This window comes from Bacteroides sp. AM37-9 (assembly GCF_003603455.1).
Classification (GTDB): domain Bacteria; phylum Bacteroidota; class Bacteroidia; order Bacteroidales; family Bacteroidaceae; genus Bacteroides; species Bacteroides xylanisolvens.
On the sequence record NZ_QTNF01000016.1, the window covers coordinates 76,946 to 94,561 of the forward strand.

Consider the following 17,616-nt stretch of genomic DNA (forward strand, 5'->3'; position numbering starts at 1 on the left):
TTATATTATTCTTTTCTCTCCTTTTTGACCTTATAATATGATAAGGAATAAACATTTTCGCGTTTTACCTAATTTCAATATTATAATAAACAGTTGAATTAATTTTTTGTTCAACTATTTTCTATATCCTAGAAACTTCTACCACTAGAAATAGTTAAAGAAACAACTGCACAAATGTAGAAACAATTCTGTATCATTGTTACTCCTTTTTTATAATTTGTCGTTCGATAACACTTATTAGACTAATAATAGCTACAGATTGACCAATTTAGGCGAATTTAGACTACAAATCAATAGCAAAATAGATTTTGAGATAATAATATATCAATAAACTAAATTTCCGTATCCAGTTTCCTTTCTCATTGTTTAAAATCAAGGATTTAGCCATGACACAAAATAGTAGCACAAACAACTAGTTTTGTGTTCGAGCACAGCGAACATTGTTTTTCCACGCTTTCCTTAAGAAAGTTTAAAGCCATATTTCCTATTTTCTCACTATCCATTTCTCTATATTACACGTTTACACACTAAAATTCACACCAATCTTTAATAAAAGAAAAATATAATCAACGCATATACAATTATAATCTCGTTTTTTTGCTGTAATTTTGCACCACTAATATAAAACACTCAAAATGATGAAGAAAATACTGTTACTCGGTTCCGGAGAACTAGGAAAAGAATTTGTAATTTCAGCTCAACGTAAAGGTCAACACATCATTGCCTGCGACTCATACGCGGGAGCACCTGCTATGCAAGTGGCTGATGAATTTGAAGTATTCGATATGCTGAACGGTGAAGAACTGGAGCGCGCCGTAAAGAAACACCAGCCGGACATTATCGTTCCGGAGATTGAAGCGATCCGCACAGAACGTTTGTATGACTTCGAAAAAGAAGGCATTCAGGTAGTGCCCAGCGCCCGTGCCGTGAACTTCACAATGAATCGTAAAGCTATCCGCGACCTTGCCGCCAAAGAGCTCGGACTGAAAACAGCCAGATACTTCTACGCCAAAACATTGGACGAACTGAAAGAAGCTGCCGCTAAAATCGGTTTCCCTTGTGTCGTTAAACCGTTGATGTCATCCTCCGGTAAAGGACAGTCGCTGGTGAAGAGTGCCGACGAACTTGAACACGCCTGGGAATACGGATGCAGCGGAAGCCGTGGCGATATCCGCGAGCTTATCATTGAAGAATTTATCAAATTCGACAGCGAAATCACCCTGCTCACCGTTACTCAAAAGAACGGTCCCACCCTGTTCTGCCCTCCTATCGGACACGTGCAGAAAGGTGGCGACTATCGCGAAAGTTTCCAGCCTGCACACATCGATCCTGCTCATTTGAAAGAAGCGGAAGAGATGGCAGAAAAAGTAACCCGCGCGCTGACAGGCGCAGGACTTTGGGGAGTTGAGTTCTTCCTAAGCCATGAAAACGGAGTCTATTTCTCCGAACTTTCTCCACGTCCGCACGATACCGGCATGGTGACTTTGGCAGGAACACAAAATCTGAATGAATTTGAATTGCACCTGCGTGCCGTGCTCGGTCTGCCTATTCCGGGCATCAAGCAAGAACGGATAGGCGTAAGTGCCGTCATCCTCTCTCCGATTGCCAGTCAGGAACGCCCTCAATATCGTGGACTGGAAGAAGTGACCAAAGAAGAAGATACCTATCTACGTATATTCGGCAAACCGTTTACACGCGTCAACCGTCGTATGGGTGTGGTGCTTTGCTACGCTACGCTCGATGCTGATTTGGATGCGTTGCGCGACAAGGCTAAGAGAATTGCAGAGAAAGTAGAAGTTTACTAAATAAGAAATTTAGAGATAAGATGAATAGAATCCGCCAAGTAAACCTGTCTGATATTCCAGCACTACAAGAGCTATATCAGCACACAGTTCTGACTGTGAACCAAAAAGATTATACAGCCGAAGAAGTAGCAGACTGGGCTTCGTGCGGAGACGATACATCACATTGGGGTGAGCTTTTCGAAGAGCAACATTATGTGGTTGCAGAAAATGAAGAAGGTGTGATTGTAGGCTTCGGCTCTGTCAACGATGACGGATATATGCACACGCTGTTTGTCCATAAGGACTTTCAGCATCAAGGCATTGCGACATCTTTGTATAAATATCTCGAAGCATACGCACGAGAAAGAGGTGCGAAAAGATTAACATCGGAGGTTAGCATCACGGCAAAACCGTTTTTCGAGAAACAAGGTTTTCAAGTTGATGAAGAACAAAAACGAAAAGCTAATCAATTACGTCTTATCAACTATAAGATGAGTAAACAGCTCTATTAGAAAATACGAGATAAAAAAGCCTACCAAAGAGGCCGTCTAACAAGTCTCTTTTTAACGATTTCACCCCTATCAGAATTTGAACTGACAGGGGTGATTTCTTTTTTCCGAACCTGTTAAGACAGCCTCTTTTCCTTTCAGACTTGGTTCCATCCGGTTTCAGCATCGAAGCAAGGACAAGCCTTGATCCATTCCTCCGGCTCTATCTCACCGTTCCCGTTCAGGTCAGGACTTAAATCCCGATGCCCGCATACCCGGCAACCCGGATAATCACGCAGCAACGTAAGAATCAGTACGCGCAGAGAGTGTTTCTGCCACTCTGTACGGGTATCTTTGGGCTGCCCTTCACAATCGAGTCCACCCTCATAACAGATACCTATACTTTCACTATTGAAGCCACGGACGTGCGCACCAATCTTCTCTATCGGCCGGGTAGATTTTATATCACCGTTCTTACGGATATAAAAATGATACCCCGTTCCATTAAATCCCCGCCTGCGATGGCAGACGTCCAAATCGTACTCCGTAAAACTCTTGTCCTCGCGTGTGGCGGAACAATGGATCACTATCAGGTTTATAGATCGCATCATACTATATGACATCTACCCCCCTTCAGGCTTCCAGCGCATTACGCTGTACACATTCCTTCTTGACGCACTGCAAAGCAGAAGCCTGCGCAAGTTGACCTCTCAACGAGAAAATCTCCGTATGCATCTCTTTCACTCTCGAACTAAGGTCGAAATAATCCTTCAACACCTTTTCCAATTGTTCCATTAGAAAAGAATATTGATCTTTCACCAGTTCGCTGAACTCTTTGACTTCCTGCGCCATTTCTTTGCGCTTCTTACGATTACCACCCAAGAAAGGCAAAATCGTCATTATAATATCGAGAATTTTATCTAACATGATTTTTTCTATTAAATGAAGAATGAAACATAAAAACGAATGAAACGAACGAAAAAAGAGAATTGAAAAAGAAGAAATCCCAATGAGGACAATAAAGCCTATGAAATCAATTAAGCCCATCAAGATAACAAAAAACAATAAAGACAACAAAGCCTACAAAACCCAAGAATCAAACCCATAAAGAAAGAGAACCGGAAACCATCCCCAAGCCTTTCATCCCTGGTTCCCAGTTCCCGATTCTCAATTCTTCATCCAGCCTTATGCCGCCGGGTCCGGGGCCTCTCCGCTTCCGCCGCCACCGGGATTTCCACTGCCGCCGGGATTTCCGCCCCCGTTCTCATCATCGGAGCCGTCCACCCCTTTTCCTGCAAGAACGAAATCCACATTATTCTCCCCCCGGGTCGTGGTATGACTGGTATTCACCAGACGAAGCGCCTTATCAGCGACGAAACGCACATTCACCCGGCGAATACTGCGCACCGTGCAATCCTTCTCCTTTTCTGTCCCCTCGCTGCTTAACGTGATATGAAAGGTTCCCAACCCATCAATCTTCACCTTATCACCTTGTGTGAGCGACAAACGCAACTGCTCCACAAAAGCCTCGATGGAATGTTTCACATCTCCTGCCGTCAGCGAAGAATTCGCCTCGATGGCATCCGCCAGCTTATTGACATCCATCACTCTCACTGTACCCGATTTCTGGCGTACATAATACAACATCTGCGAATCTTCCTGATTCACATACTTTCTGCGCTGATAGCGCTCCACCAATACATTCATAATTTAAAAAAGTTAAGGTTTAAGTAATAATATTTTCTCTTCTTTCGACATCACAAAGATACAAAATCAAACATCAAAAGTCAAGTTTTTACCCGTTTATTTTCTTCCTGATCACAACTAAAAATAGAAAGATAATTCTAAAATAATAGCGTATAAATATGCATCCTATTAGTCAAACAAAAGCACCAATCACTTGGCATGTTTCAGCAAATACTCCAAAGGCGGCACATAATCACCGATTTTCGTCATTTCCGGATTATGGTGAAAGTAGGCATTTCCTGTCTCCCCGTTGCGCTGCTTGGCCACAATCACCACGCCCAGTCCCTCCGTCGGGTAACCGCTATCCTTGTCCGTCGTGATACGAGCCTGTGCAGGACGATAGAGCAACATCACCACGTCCGCATCCTGCTCGATGGCGCCACTCTCGCGCAACTGGCTCAACTCCGGCCGCCGGTCGATATGCCCCTCTGCCAAACGATTCAACTGGCTCAACAGCACCACCGGCACATTCAACTCCTTAGCCAGCATCTTCGCTTTCCGAGTGGCTTGTGCCACCTCCTGCTCACGGTTACGGTTACTTTGCCCCGTCGTCATATCGCAAAGCTGCAAATAATCAACAAAAATCACGTCACACTCCCCCCGGCTTTTCAGCAACCGCGCGCTTGAGCGCACATGATCCATACTCACCACCGTACTGTCATCCACGTGTATCCGCAAGCGCGAAAGTTCTGCAGCCGCCGCACGTGCCTCCGACATCTCCTGCTCGCTGGGCACTCCTGTCCGCCAATGTCGCTGGTTGACTTCGCTCGCCGCCATCAACCACCGGTCTGCCAACCTCTCCCCCTGCATTTCCAAACTGTACACTACCACGGCACGCCCCGCCATCGCCGCGCTACGTGCCAAATGCAACGCTAAAGCCGTTTTCCCCACCGAGGGACGGGCGGCGAGAACCACCAGATCACCGTCCTGCCATCCGGAGGTCATACGATCCAAATCCGTCAGCCCCGTCGGAACACCTGTCACGCCGTTCACACTCCTGATGATACGCCGCTCGGCATCCTTCATCGTGTCCGCCATCAGCGTATCCATATCGCGCATACAGTCGTTATGCCCGAACTCACCCTCCAGACGGTCGAGCAAATTATGAGCATCTACCAGCGTATCGGCAATATCCAGCGTATCGTCCAGCGAACAGGCAAGCAACTTATTCAACCCCACAATCATCTCACGACGCAAATATTTCTCGTGCACGATCTGCGCATGATACTCGATATGCGCGGAGCTTGCCACCCTGCTGCTAAGCAAAGTGACCTGATACGCCCCGCCCGCTTCTTCGAGCGTCCCCCTGCGGAGAAGCTCTTCTTTTACAGTCAGAATATCCACCTTCGTACCCGCCTGGTACATTGCCAGCAAAGCCGAGAAAATCAGTCGATGGCGCTCCACGTAGAACATTTCCGGACGGAGCTTGTCCGCTACCAGCGGCAGAGCCTCCTGCTTTATCATACAAGCTCCTATGATGGCTTCCTCTATTTCGGGAGCCTGTGGCGAAACTCTATTTTCCGTATCCATCTTCCACCTCAATATTCGTTCAAGAATGCCTTGTTTGCCAAGTAAGAAGAGGCGTGCAAGAGAAAGTTGGCGTTCGTCTGATGGAAGTAATATTCCTCGATGTGCCCGACGGCCAGTTCCCGTTCCTTGTCGCTCAACTTCTTCCATTCGCGCTGCGCCTTGGCAATGTTCTCTTTGGGAAGCTGGGTGACGTTGTGATACTCGTTCCAAAAGAGGAGAAACTTCTCTTTAGCTTCCTTCTTCTGCCGCTTCACACTGTCGGGTTCGGCCTTAGGCACGCTCACCCAGCTCTCATAATCCACCACCCGGATATGCAGGGCGGAAGTGTCGTCGTGCGAAATAATTTCAATCACTCCTTTCGACTTCAAACCCTGCATGAAACGGTACGTCCTGCTGACAGACCAATGAAAAACATCGCTCCAACTCCGGTAGCTGCGCAGGCTTTCGCCTCTTTTACACACACTCTTCTTGCACCAGTAATCGGTATATTCCGTTTCGGAATAGTTCACTTTCATAAGCAATTTCAAGAAAGCCTCTATGTCGCCTTCATGGTTGTCGCAATTCTTCATATACTCTGCGAACATCAGTTTGGGAATAATAATATAACCGTTTCCGGACATTTGTTGAAGATTGAAATTCTGCATATCTAATGTTTTAAAATTTTCGGCAAAGGTATTCCATCCGGCATCAATCCCCTAATCGGATAGACGGTATCAGAGGTATTTGAATGTAAATCGTATGTTCGGAACTGTAAATATCTTCTTTACCAGACTTATACAAGCTCCCGGGAAGCGAAGGAAAAAAACAGAGACTCCGTTTGCCTGAAACGGAGTCTCTGTAAGTATCAAACGAAAGCTCTATCCGACAGATTCGGAGCCTCTGTCCGAAGGCTGAAAAACGACTTTTTAACGGAACGCATAGCGGAACACTTTCAAACAGCAGATAACTCACTATATCACAACCCGTTACCTACCATTTCCAAAAGACGTCCCGAACGCTATGCGGAACTATTATAAATATATAAATAATAAACTATATATTTAAAAATATATAGTTCGATTTTCCATTTTTGAAGATTAAAGTTTCTTTTCGTCAAACAGGGTCAGATAAATATGGGGCACTACAATATAGGGAGGTCCCAGGTACAGGACAATGATCTCCTGCATCTTCGGACTTAAATATGTGGTATGAGAAGTATAACCCAAAGCACTCAATTTTGCGGCGAGAGCTAAATCTTCATCAATTCTTTCACGCATTCTTTTTCTGGACAAATCAATTCCCGGATTGCCGGGAAAGTATTCCATTGCCAACTGGGAAAATGGTTTGAAACCATTAATAACGTAGCCCTCCTGGGCTATCTTTCTTTCATTCATTGTGTAAATGTTTAATTAATACATGACTCCTGTTCATCAGGTTCATATTTTTCGCAAAATTATAAAATTATTCCCATTAATTATAGATAAAATATTTTTATTTTTATACTTTAAATTGCAGATGTCCGATTATATTTACATTTTTGTTTTACTAATTTAAACAAATATGATAATTCGTAAATAATAATTATTAAAAAAAAACTGAATGAAGAAAGAAAATCTATTCTCGTTTATGAGGCAAGTGACTGCCGAATTGCAAGGAAGGGGAAATTTGGGGACTGCTCATGTATATAAAAGCACCTTGAATGCGATTCTCACTTTTCAGGGGTCCGAGAAGTTAATGTTCCGTCAGCTGACGTCCGAATGGGTGAAACGTTTTGAAATCAGTCTGCGCGAACGCGGATGCAGTTGGAACACGGTGTCTACGTATCTCCGAACGCTGCGGGCAGTTTACAACCGTGCCGTAGACCGGCGGAAAGCTGTGTATGTACCTCATTTGTTCCGATCGGTCTATACGGGTACACGTGCCGACCGCCAACGTGCGTTGGATGGTGAAGATATGAGAAAAGTATTCACCCGGCTGCCCCAGTCCCGCATCCCTCCTATGGTGGAGAAAGCACGCGATTGGTTTATCCTGATGTTTCTGCTTCGCGGATTGCCGTTTGTCGATCTGGCCTATCTCCGCAAGAATGATTTGCAAGGAAATGTGATTACTTACCGCCGCCGCAAAACAGGCCGTTCCTTGTCCGTGACGCTGACACCGGAAGCAATGTCCTTGTTGCAAAAACACATGAACCGCAACTCTGAATCGCCCTATCTCTTTCCCATCCTGCGAAGCAAAGAGGGAACGGAAGAAGCATATCGTGAATATCAGCTGGCATTGCGCAACTTTAACCATCAATTGGCATCATTGGGAAAAATGTTGGGACTTGAAGACAAGTTGAGTTCTTACGCCGCCCGCCACACGTGGGCTACCACAGCTTATTACTGCGAAATCCATCCGGGAATCATTTCCGAAGCAATGGGACATTCATCTATCACCGTGACGGAGACATACTTGAAGCCCTTTCATAGTAAAAAAATAGACGAAGCAAACAGACAGATTATAGATTTCGTGAAGCAGTTAACAGGCCACGCAATACACTAAGGAACAGACCGTTACTTTGTAGGTAACGAAAGAAATCGATGCCGCAAAGATGAGCACATTTCTTAAAATATCCAAATTAAATCGAACATTTTTTCTAATAAAACACTCAAAAACGGAATAATACAATCAGAACACGAGACTTCTTTGTATCAAGGCTTCATTAATGTCTGAATTTTAGCAAAAGAATCCCTCTCCTCTGCCGCTTGTCAGAAGCAGGGGTAAGATATTTTATTATCAAAATCGTCTTTCAGCATCGCGGCTACTCCCGAAAGAGCAGACACGAAGACTCTTCCGTTACCTACAAAGTAACGGATGTGGGAAATAGCTATATGTAGGTTGAACTAGAGGTACAATAATCTCAAAATACAATAAGATGCTAATGCGCAAATTTTATCTTTTACTTTTGTTTTTGCCGTTTCTACTGCCTGTCAGTTCTATGGCACAGAATCAGATTCCTGATACCGTTTATGTTTTTCGCTTTGTTTCCCATAAGGATATGTTCTATGTCCCGTGGAAAGATAACGAAACACAGTTGGATCATCTTTTGGCTGTGGTTGAAACCCACAAAGCTACCATTCTTAGTGGTGAAGTCCCTTTATTGATAGACGGCTATTGCGCTTCCGAGCCCACATCTGTCGAAAATCTAAAACTCGCCAGAGTCAGCAGCAACCGTGTGAAATCCGAACTGATCCTCGAAAAAGGCTTGAATGAATCCTGTTTTATCACTCACAACCACACTGCACCTTATGGGGATTTACGACATGTTGTTATCGTTCGTCTGCGTTTTCCTCAAGAAGAAGTAGAAGAAAAACCAATTGTCGAAGAAAAAGAAACGTTCATCATCGCACCGGAAAAACCGAAGCAGGAAACGCCCGCAGATTCAACATCCCCGACGGATACATCTTCGGAAATGACTGAAACTCCGTTGAAGGCATCCGACTTTCATCATCTCACTCTGCGTGCCAACCTGCTTCATTGGGCTACTCTTACTCCGGATTTAGGATTCGAATGGCGGATGAACCGTCATTTCGGTCTCTTGCTCAACGGTAGTTGGACCACATGGAGCTGGGACCATAAGAACCGTCGCTATGCCCTTTGGAAAGTCTCTCCCGAAGTGCGTTATTACCTGGGCAAACAAGGCAAAGGCTTTTTAGGTGTCATGTATCATACGGGCGAGTTTCATTATAAATTGGGCAAGACCGGCAAGCAAGGCAATTATCAAGGCGGAGGACTGACAGGCGGTTATATCTTCAACCTGAACCGTTCGCTTTCTCTCGACTTCCACGCCGGAGCAGGCTACACTTACGCTGACTATGACGAATACGCACTCATCAATGATGTCCGCGTCCACAAAGGCAGTAAGACAAAAAATTATTGGGGTATTAACCAACTAGGAATCACACTGATATGGAAACTAATAAAATAACCTCCCGCGCAGCCCTTTTTTGCGGGGTCGCCTTGATGCTGACCTCTTGCGTTAAAGACGATATTGATAACACGCCCCATCCTTCACAGGGAGCGATAGTGATTACAACAGATTGGAGCAGCCGTGCAGACCAGGCCGTGCAGCCTGTATCGTATACGCTTCGTGTGTCCGGCCAGTCCGGGCAAAGCGACGAACAGCCCGTGAAGGGAAACACGAATATTTTTCATTCTTTGCTTGCTCCGGCAGCTTACGAATTATTGGTTTATAACACCCCCGAAGCCATAACCGTCACCGGTGATGTTGCCACGATAGCTTCGACAGACGAAAATAACATAGAAGCTCTTCCCGGTTATCTCTTTTCCGCTACGCAGACATTGGACGTAGTAAAAGATGACACCTTATTTGTAACAGTGGGAATGTTGCAACATATTCGTCAGCTGACGTTGGTGCTGAAACTCAAAGAAGGAGATCACGACCGCATCACCAGTTTAAATGCCACATTGAGCGGCATTGCCTCCAGTATAAATCTCGCGACCGGAGCATGGGTTTCCCCGACAGGAGTATCCCTTTCTCCTGTTTTTGAAAAAACAGAAGAAAAGGACGGAACGCCGACACTGACCGCCACGATCCGTTTGTTGGGAATTATCGCGGAAGAAAAACAGGAGCTTAGAATAGCTGTTGCATTAAACAACCAATCGGTGTACACGATAAAGACAGACCTTACCGAAGTATTGCAGAAATGTTTCGACGGTTCGATGACTCCGCTGGTATTGGGGGCCAACTTTGACTTGCCTTCCCAAGGAGATTTTTCCGGTAATATAAATAGTTGGAATTCGGTAGAAGGCGGACATGTGGATATTCATTGATTGCACGTGTTGTAAACAGAACAGAATAATAACAACAAATAGATTGAAAGACAATGGTGAAAAAGAAATTAGTACTTTATGTTGCGTTGGCTGCCTTATGGGGAGCTTGCGGCAATGACAACGAATCTCAACCGACCGCTGCGCCCGACGGACGTACGGCATTGACTGTAAAGGGCGAGATCGGCACAAAAGGGGCTTCCGTAAGCCGTGCCATAGATACGGACTGGGGCAGCAATGATAAAATTGGAATTTTTATGGTGTATTCCGGAAACGGTGTAGGGCTTACGTCGGAGAATATTTGCGACGGAGCAGACAATAAATGTTACATAACCCCCAATGGCAATGGCAAATTTGAACCTTCTGTCACGCCGGAAGAACCGGGAGAAGTGAATACAAATAGAATCTATTTTCCGATTATCGGTACAGTGGATTTTTATGCTTATTATCCATTTGTCACTCCGTTGACGGATTATACTTGTTCTCTGAATATTGCCGACCAAAGTAATCAGGAGGCTATTGATTTCATGTATGCCGACAAAGCGGAAGGGTATACAAAAAATAATCCGGTAGTATCGTTCAATTTTAGCCATCAACTTTCCAAACTGGTGTTGACTATTACACCGGGAGACGGATTGACTGCTGCTGATTTAGAAAACCTTAGTGTCACTGTGGGCGGACAACACACCACAGCCACATTTAATCTTTCCGATGGTACTCTGACGGCGGGTGCGGAAACAACAGACATCACACTACTTACAACAAAGTCCGGTGCTTTGTGTGAAGCAATTTTATTACCCGACGCGACTACATCGCGCACGTTGACTTTCGATTTGAACAATGACAATGATCTTCCTTTCACTTGGGAAATGGATAAAGCATTGGCAGCAGGCAGTAAGTATACGTATGACGTGAAGTTGCATCGTACAAAAATAGAGATCACAGGAGCTACTATTACCGAATGGACTCCGGTGAACGGCGGCGGAGTAGATGCGCATTAATTAAGTAGATTAATAATAAATATAAACTAAAAAAAATACAGTTATGAGAAAAGTCTATTTTTTTGCAGCTGCCTTGGTTGCAACATTGACAGGGTGTGATAATAGTGAAATGAACAATATCACCGATAGCAAACAGGTGGCAGTGGAAGTGACAGCCGGAATTGAAGGAGTAACAACGCGTATGAAAAATACGACATGGCAGTCTGGAGACGAGATCGGCGTTTTTGGAACGAGCGGTAAAATGAGTTATTCGAATTACCGTTATCAGTGGACGAGTGGAAATGCTTTTAAACCATATTCGAATGTTATTTATTATGGTGATGAGGAAGGTCAGTTTACGGCATATTATCCGTATGCTGCTGCCAAGGATATTACAGATAATAAGATTACAAGGAAGCTGCTAGAACAGTATTCTACGTATTTGGACGACCAGATAGATTTCCTGTATGCTGAAGCAACAGGTACAAAAGACGATCCTCAAGTTGATTTTCAATTTAAACATAAAATGAGTAAGGTGGTCTTAAAGTTAGTGCCAGGAAATGGTTATAATTCCGCGAGTGGTTTTGCGTCGTGGTGGAACATCGTTTTTTCGAATTTACATTCTCAAGTTTCATTTAATATTAAGACAGGCGAGGTGGAACCGATTGGAAGTGCAGAAGAATTGAATTTTGCTTATTCTGCTGTTTGGGGATTTAGTGGAAATTATGTTGCGGCAGATAATGCGACTTATTATACTTTTATAGTATGTCCCGGCGAACGTGTTGATGGAGGTATGAAGGTGGATTTAGTGTATAATAACAAGTACGACGGATATACTCTTCATACAACATTATTTACTGGCAGTCAGGTTTTTGAAACCGAAGCCGGAAAGGAATATACGTATACTGTAACCGTAAACAAGACGGATCTAAAAGTGGAAAATGCTATTATTTCTCCTTGGGATCCTGTAACTTTACCTAATGATGGAAAAGTGGATACAACTCTGTAAAAAACATCTCCGGAGCAAAAATCCCCTAGTAATATGCTAGTATGCTGAAGATGTAATACAAGTTCCCTAGTCCTCCTATTATATTAAAAGAGAAAGTAGAAAGCTCGGACTTTCCCGGACTTTCTACTTTCTCTTTGTCTTTAAACATCTTAGGACTGTAAATGTGGTATATCAAATTAAGTAAGAGACCATAGGTAGAAGAAAACATTGTTCATAATCGATTGAGTAACAGAAATAATGATTATCTTTGTAGGTACGTTCATTATATAAAATCAAAAGATGGAAACAACTGATCGCTATATCAGATTTGATTGGGCCATAAAACGCCTTTTACGCCAGAAAGCCAACTTCGGGGTGCTCGAAGGGCTTCTCACTGTACTCCTGAACGAGAAAGTAGAAATCATCGAACTACTGGAAAGCGAAAGCAACCAGCAGACTATTGACGATAAATTCAACCGGGTAGATATTAAAGCAAAAAATAGTAAAGGGGAAATCATTATTGTAGAAATTCAAAATACCCGTGAGCTGTATTATCTGGAACGCATCCTGTATGGAGTTGCCAAAGCAATCACCGAGCATATTTCGCTAGGCGAACGATACTATGAGGTGAAGAAAATCTACTCCGTGAGTATTCTTTATTTCGACATCGGTATAGGTGATGATTATCTGTACCACGGACAGAATACGTTTTTAGGCGTACATACGGGAGATCAATTATTGGTCAGCACCAAAGAAAAGAATGCGATAGTGAGCAAGCTCCCCAGCGAAATCTTTCCCGAATATTTCCTTATTCGGGTGAACGAATTCGACAAGGTAGCTGTCACTCCCCTTGAAGAGTGGATAGAATACCTGAAAACAGGCCGCATCCGACCCGATACGCAAGCCCCCGGTCTTGCAGAAGCTCGCCGGAAACTCGTTTATTATAATATGAATCCCAAAGAACGTCATGCTTACGACGAACATCTGAATGCTATCATGATTCAAAATGATGTACTGGATGGAGCCAAACTGGAAGGACGAATGGAAGGATTGGCAGAAGGACTTGCAGAAGGTAAAGCAGAAGGTAAAGCAGAAGGACTAGCAGAAGGCGAAAAGAATAAGCAAATCGAGATAGCCCGTAAGTTCAAAGAAATAGGACTTAGCACTGAAATGATTATTCAAGGTACCGGATTATCTGCAGAAGAAATTAACGCCTTATAATACATTCATAAAATAAAGCCCTACCAAGAAACGGTAGCGGATTATAAATTTAAAAGCCCCGTTTTGTCTTTTGATAAAACGGGGCTTTAAGATATAATAGATCAATGAAAACTATCGTTTCTTACCCAAGAAACGTTTTGCCAAATATTTACGTATCGGTTCGTCATACAGTTTCAGACACAGATAAGCAAGCACGATACTCAAGACAAAGACGCACACGGCTACGTGCCAAGTCTCGCCCAACGTATAGAGCTTATTCTCAATCAGCCATGCATAGAACAGGTACATCAACGGATAATGGATCACATAAACCGGATAGGATATATCCCCCAGAAATTTGCATACTTTTGTCGATTGCACGTCCGTAGTGGTGCCCGACGCTCCTATCCAAAGAATGATAGGGAAAGCCACAATCACACAAAACGCTTCATAAATACCATTCATGCAAAGCGGCTCCATTCCTTCGAGATAAGGAACAGAGAACAGGGCAATCAGCGCAATGGTACAGATCCAAAACGCACCCTTCACCTTCATAGGCTTGAAGTTGCGCGACATCAGCATACCCAGTGAGAAAGGGAAAAGCATACGCAACGAGCCGCCCAGGAAGTTAACCCCGTCCAGCGTCCAGCCCACTCCTATGTTTCCATAAGTGGAGACATTGAAAACGGCAAACGCTGCCAATGCTGCACCCAGCAACACCACAAATACCGTCAGCGTCTTGTTGGACAAGCGGCGGATGAACAACGCATACAGGATATTACCGATATACTCGAAAAATAACGACCAGCAAGGGCCGTTCAACGGAAACATCTCACCATTGCCACGAACTTCATATCCCACACCCGGCATGGCAGGAATGAAGAATATCGTGCAAAGAAGAGACAACATAATCATGGAGATGGCTACATGCGTTCCATCCCATTGCACACAACCCTGAATACAGAATGTGATAACACCCAATACGGCACCCATAACGACCATCGGATGAAGACGTATCAAACGGCGTTTAAAGAAATCTTTCATGGTGAGACTCTTGCCCCAACGGTCGTCATAAGCGTAACCGATCACGAAACCCGAAAGGATAAAGAAGAAATCCACGGCAAGATAACCGTGGTTGAGAGTCTCGATATTGCCACCACCGGCAAAAGCGTAACCCTCGAATACATGATACCATATCACCATAAGAGCCGCTACCCCGCGAAGTCCGTCAAGAAGATCATAATGTGCTTTGGTGTCTGCAAAGGCTGAAGAAGAAATGTTCGACATCTGTTTTTCTATTAGTTAGTTAGTATTTTCAGATGGCAAAGATACGGTTTGCGAAACGAAGTTCTTTTGCTTAAAAGCAAAAAAGCCCTGCCGAAAACTATTTTTTAGCACGTACCCGGCTAAGCGTGTAGATGGAAATGCCCAAAAAGGCAGCCACATACTTCAGCTTCACCCGGTTTATCAGTCCGGGATAGCGACGGTTGAACTGTTCGTACCGCTCTTTGGGCGAAAGCTGGAGCCGTTCCACAAACATGTGGCTAAGCTCTTTGTTGACATTCTGATGCAGGATGCGCCCCCAGTTGGCTATATCGATATAGGTTTCGTAGAGCATATTCAGCTTGTCGATATGGATGACGTAGATTTTGCAATCGGAAAGCGTTTCAATGCTCTCCACCGACGGTTGCTGATAGTAGAGCGAATCCATGCCGAACGTAATGTCGCCTTCCAGCGTGAACCACGTAGTAGTATCCTGTCCGTTGTGATGGAATACGGAACGGGCAATGCCCTCTTCAATGAAATAAACCAGGCGGTCTGTTACCCCCGACTGGACGATATAGGTATCTTTAGGATAATATCGCAGTTCCATATTCGCCTGAAGCGCCTGAAGCGCTTCATCGGATACCGGATAGATTTCTCTGATTTTTTGAATAATGTTTTCCATTTTGAGATTCCTTACTTGATATTCGACAGGCCACCGGACGGACATTTCTAATGACGCACCTTAGGATACTTATTATTGAAACGGAATCCCAAGCCGAGCATCAGATAATTAGGTGTCTGAAAGTTTTGGAGATTGTAACCGATGTGAAGGAAAGAGCTACGTGTCACGTCTATCTTCAACGCAAAGACCTGATACAGCCCCCGCAAATCGCCACGCCCCAGCACATTCGTTCCCAAACCGACATTGATGGTGAAAAACGGCATTACATACTCCGCCCGTCCCGAAAGTCCGAGAGCAAGCTGATGCTGAATGCCCGGCACAAGAAACCTGCGTCCGGAAGTGCCGCTGCCTCCATCGTAATCGTACTCCACAATCCGGTCTTCGGTGTACACATTGGCACTACCGTCATAAACACCGTCCAGCGAGACGCCGAATCGCAGCTTATAGTTGAGGTTGTACATCGGGGCAAAGTTGAATCCCGCCACGGGGTAACTGCCCGGTGAAGCTATCTGCTTCCCGCTTTCTACATACACGCCTTTCCGTCTCCACGAGCCGAACAACACAAGGTCGTAACTGATATGACGGGGAAAACGGGGAATATACGGCTTGACCAAAGACTTGGTCAGGTCGGATTCTTCACGGTTGAAGTTGTACACCAGACCGATTTTCGCTCCGGTGGTGTTCACTCCTGCGTTGGGGAATTTGGTGTTGCCGTTGGAGAAATGCGTAAAATCTCCGCCGATGATAAAATCGAAATAACGGGAAAGCGACCAATTGAGGTAGATACCTGCATTGAGATACGCATTCACCCGTGAACCTACCGCTCCGTTGTAGGAGTTGTAATCGTTATCGTATGGTTCCCATCCGGCGGAAAGACCGAAATTCCACTCGTAATTGAGCGAAAGACGGGGATTGAAACGGGCGATGCATGCGCCCTGAAAGACGTAGAACGTCACCGGATCACCGAGTTGCTTACGGTCGCCAAAGGTGGTGACGGCCAAGCCGAAGCCTTGGTAGGCTCCGCCGTAGATACGGTCGGCACAGGTGTTGGGACGAAACTTGAAGGAATATTTCAGATGAGCAGCAAAGGAACTTTGGATGGGCTTCCACCGTTCGTTCTCTCCTTGCAGGAAAGGATTGGTGGGGAACACGTATTGCGGCCGGGCTTCTATCCCCAATCGGTGAATGAACCGATGGGGAACGTAAGGAGCTACCGTGTCCATGCCACATTGCGGGAAACTGTTGCGCCGGAATCCATGAAGTTCTTCCTGCAATCTACGCACTTCTTCACGAAGTTCGCGGACGTCCTGCTGGAGTTGTTCCACGTCTTGCCTGACCTCTTTCACCTCCTGCCCCACTTCTTGCGCGCACAGCGAAGCAACGGGGAAAAGCAAGGCGGAACAGAATAGGATGATTTCCCGTCTGGGTATCTTTACTCTCATATCATAGTCTGGTTAGTCTTTTTCAGAACGAAGTTTATAAATGGAGCTTCTCGATAAACTGCGCTACATGATAGCCATCCATCAATCCATGATGGCAAGTGACGGAAACGGGCATCATCAGTCTTTCTCCTTCGCGAAAGTATTTACCGGTGGAGATTTTGGGAACGCTGTCGCCCGAACGCATATTGGTGGGATGCTTCATATCGGTGAAAGAGAGCCACGGCACAGCCGAATAATGAATGGCGTTAGGATGAAACGTACCTCCTTTGTTGAGTCCCGTAGTGGCTTGCAGGCGTTCCATCTCGGCTTTTGCCCGACGAATAAAGACAAGTTCGTCCGGATCGTATTCAAAAGCGGCAAAAGAAAAGGTGTGGTCGGCACGGCCCACAGTAGCTTCGGGCAGAAGACTGTCATAACACACCACTCGATTGCCTTCGATGCGGTAACGGAACTCTTCCACGGCAGCCGCGGCAGTCACGATGCGGTGAAGGACGAGCAGGGAAAAGGAAACGCCTTTGTCTTTGGCTTCCTGATACGCGCGCGTACAGTCTACGTTGACCGTCACTCCAAAAAACGGATCGTCAAAAGCACTGAAATGTTCGTAATGTTCTCTTCTGTTCCAAGTAGCAATATCAATGATCTTCTCTATCTGATTCATTCTAAACACTCTTTTTTAAGTTTCACCACAGATTAACACAGAT

At 44.9% G+C, this 17,616-nt stretch carries 18 protein-coding genes; 8 read left to right on the forward strand and 10 right to left on the reverse strand.

Annotated elements, in window-relative coordinates; all coding sequences use genetic code 11:
* The first annotated feature begins 638 nt into the window (after positions 1 to 638).
* On the forward strand, positions 639 to 1,805 hold the full coding sequence (gene purT / locus DW862_RS12825) for a formate-dependent phosphoribosylglycinamide formyltransferase (RefSeq protein ID WP_120068699.1): 1,167 nt from the start codon (positions 639 to 641) through the stop codon (positions 1,803 to 1,805).
* Positions 1,806 to 1,825: 20 nt separating this feature from the next.
* The gene (locus DW862_RS12830) at positions 1,826 to 2,296 is read left to right on the forward strand and encodes a GNAT family N-acetyltransferase (protein WP_120068635.1); all 471 of its coding nucleotides are present in this window, start codon (positions 1,826 to 1,828) and stop codon (positions 2,294 to 2,296) included.
* A 134-nt stretch (positions 2,297 to 2,430) separates the two neighbouring features.
* Here the strand turns inward: DW862_RS12830 and DW862_RS12835 are convergent, their stop codons facing one another.
* The 6 genes from DW862_RS12835 to DW862_RS12860 all read right to left on the reverse strand — a co-directional run bounded on the left by DW862_RS12835 (position 2,431) and on the right by DW862_RS12860 (position 6,921).
* A complete protein-coding gene (locus DW862_RS12835; RefSeq protein ID WP_120068638.1) occupies positions 2,431 to 2,880 on the reverse strand; it encodes an N-acetylmuramoyl-L-alanine amidase in 450 nt (149 codons plus the stop codon).
* A gap of 25 nt (positions 2,881 to 2,905) precedes the next feature.
* Entirely contained in the window at positions 2,906 to 3,199 is a 294-nt protein-coding gene (locus DW862_RS12840; protein ID WP_049702687.1) for a hypothetical protein, read from the reverse strand.
* Positions 3,200 to 3,457: 258 nt separating this feature from the next.
* Positions 3,458 to 3,979, reverse strand: coding sequence for an HU family DNA-binding protein (locus DW862_RS12845; protein WP_120068640.1), 522 nt, complete (start codon positions 3,977 to 3,979; stop codon positions 3,458 to 3,460).
* A gap of 189 nt (positions 3,980 to 4,168) precedes the next feature.
* Positions 4,169 to 5,548 carry a replicative DNA helicase gene (gene dnaB, locus DW862_RS12850; RefSeq protein ID WP_120068643.1) on the reverse strand — a complete coding sequence of 460 codons (1,380 nt, stop codon included), beginning with the start codon at positions 5,546 to 5,548 and terminating at the stop codon, positions 4,169 to 4,171.
* Between the two features lie 8 nt (positions 5,549 to 5,556).
* Complete coding sequence (locus DW862_RS12855; RefSeq protein ID WP_049702686.1) at positions 5,557 to 6,192, reverse strand: hypothetical protein; 636 nt, start codon at positions 6,190 to 6,192, stop codon at positions 5,557 to 5,559.
* A gap of 432 nt (positions 6,193 to 6,624) precedes the next feature.
* A complete protein-coding gene (locus DW862_RS12860; protein ID WP_049702685.1) occupies positions 6,625 to 6,921 on the reverse strand; it encodes a DUF4248 domain-containing protein in 297 nt (98 codons plus the stop codon).
* A 205-nt stretch (positions 6,922 to 7,126) separates the two neighbouring features.
* Between DW862_RS12860 and DW862_RS12865 the strand changes: the two genes are divergently transcribed.
* The 6 genes from DW862_RS12865 (at position 7,127) to DW862_RS12890 (ending at position 13,546) form a co-directional block, all read left to right on the forward strand.
* Positions 7,127 to 8,068 carry a site-specific integrase gene (locus tag DW862_RS12865; protein WP_120068647.1) on the forward strand — a complete coding sequence of 314 codons (942 nt, stop codon included), beginning with the start codon at positions 7,127 to 7,129 and terminating at the stop codon, positions 8,066 to 8,068.
* 436 nt (positions 8,069 to 8,504) lie between these two features.
* Entirely contained in the window at positions 8,505 to 9,494 is a 990-nt protein-coding gene (locus DW862_RS12870) for a DUF3575 domain-containing protein (RefSeq protein ID WP_243636485.1), read from the forward strand.
* Positions 9,476 to 10,360 carry a FimB/Mfa2 family fimbrial subunit gene (locus DW862_RS12875; RefSeq protein WP_120068653.1) on the forward strand — a complete coding sequence of 295 codons (885 nt, stop codon included), beginning with the start codon at positions 9,476 to 9,478 and terminating at the stop codon, positions 10,358 to 10,360. Before DW862_RS12870 ends, DW862_RS12875 begins: the two co-directional genes overlap by 19 nt.
* A gap of 53 nt (positions 10,361 to 10,413) precedes the next feature.
* Entirely contained in the window at positions 10,414 to 11,358 is a 945-nt protein-coding gene (locus DW862_RS12880; protein WP_120068657.1) for a fimbrillin family protein, read from the forward strand.
* Positions 11,359 to 11,401: 43 nt separating this feature from the next.
* Complete coding sequence (locus DW862_RS12885; RefSeq protein WP_049702681.1) at positions 11,402 to 12,346, forward strand: fimbrillin family protein; 945 nt, start codon at positions 11,402 to 11,404, stop codon at positions 12,344 to 12,346.
* Positions 12,347 to 12,625: 279 nt separating this feature from the next.
* Positions 12,626 to 13,546 (forward strand): Rpn family recombination-promoting nuclease/putative transposase, encoded by a 921-nt coding sequence (locus tag DW862_RS12890; RefSeq protein ID WP_120068660.1) that lies wholly within the window; start codon positions 12,626 to 12,628, stop codon positions 13,544 to 13,546.
* Between the two features lie 111 nt (positions 13,547 to 13,657).
* Here the strand turns inward: DW862_RS12890 and DW862_RS12895 are convergent, their stop codons facing one another.
* The 4 genes from DW862_RS12895 to DW862_RS12910 form a co-directional block, all read right to left on the reverse strand.
* Complete coding sequence (locus DW862_RS12895; protein WP_120068663.1) at positions 13,658 to 14,812, reverse strand: acyltransferase; 1,155 nt, start codon at positions 14,810 to 14,812, stop codon at positions 13,658 to 13,660.
* Between the two features lie 97 nt (positions 14,813 to 14,909).
* Positions 14,910 to 15,473, reverse strand: coding sequence for a Crp/Fnr family transcriptional regulator (locus tag DW862_RS12900; protein ID WP_004315309.1), 564 nt, complete (start codon positions 15,471 to 15,473; stop codon positions 14,910 to 14,912).
* 47 nt (positions 15,474 to 15,520) lie between these two features.
* A complete protein-coding gene (locus DW862_RS12905; RefSeq protein ID WP_008022621.1) occupies positions 15,521 to 16,915 on the reverse strand; it encodes an acyloxyacyl hydrolase in 1,395 nt (464 codons plus the stop codon).
* A 34-nt stretch (positions 16,916 to 16,949) separates the two neighbouring features.
* Positions 16,950 to 17,573, reverse strand: coding sequence for a chloramphenicol acetyltransferase (locus DW862_RS12910; protein ID WP_004315311.1), 624 nt, complete (start codon positions 17,571 to 17,573; stop codon positions 16,950 to 16,952).
* Positions 17,574 to 17,616: the final 43 nt, after the last annotated feature.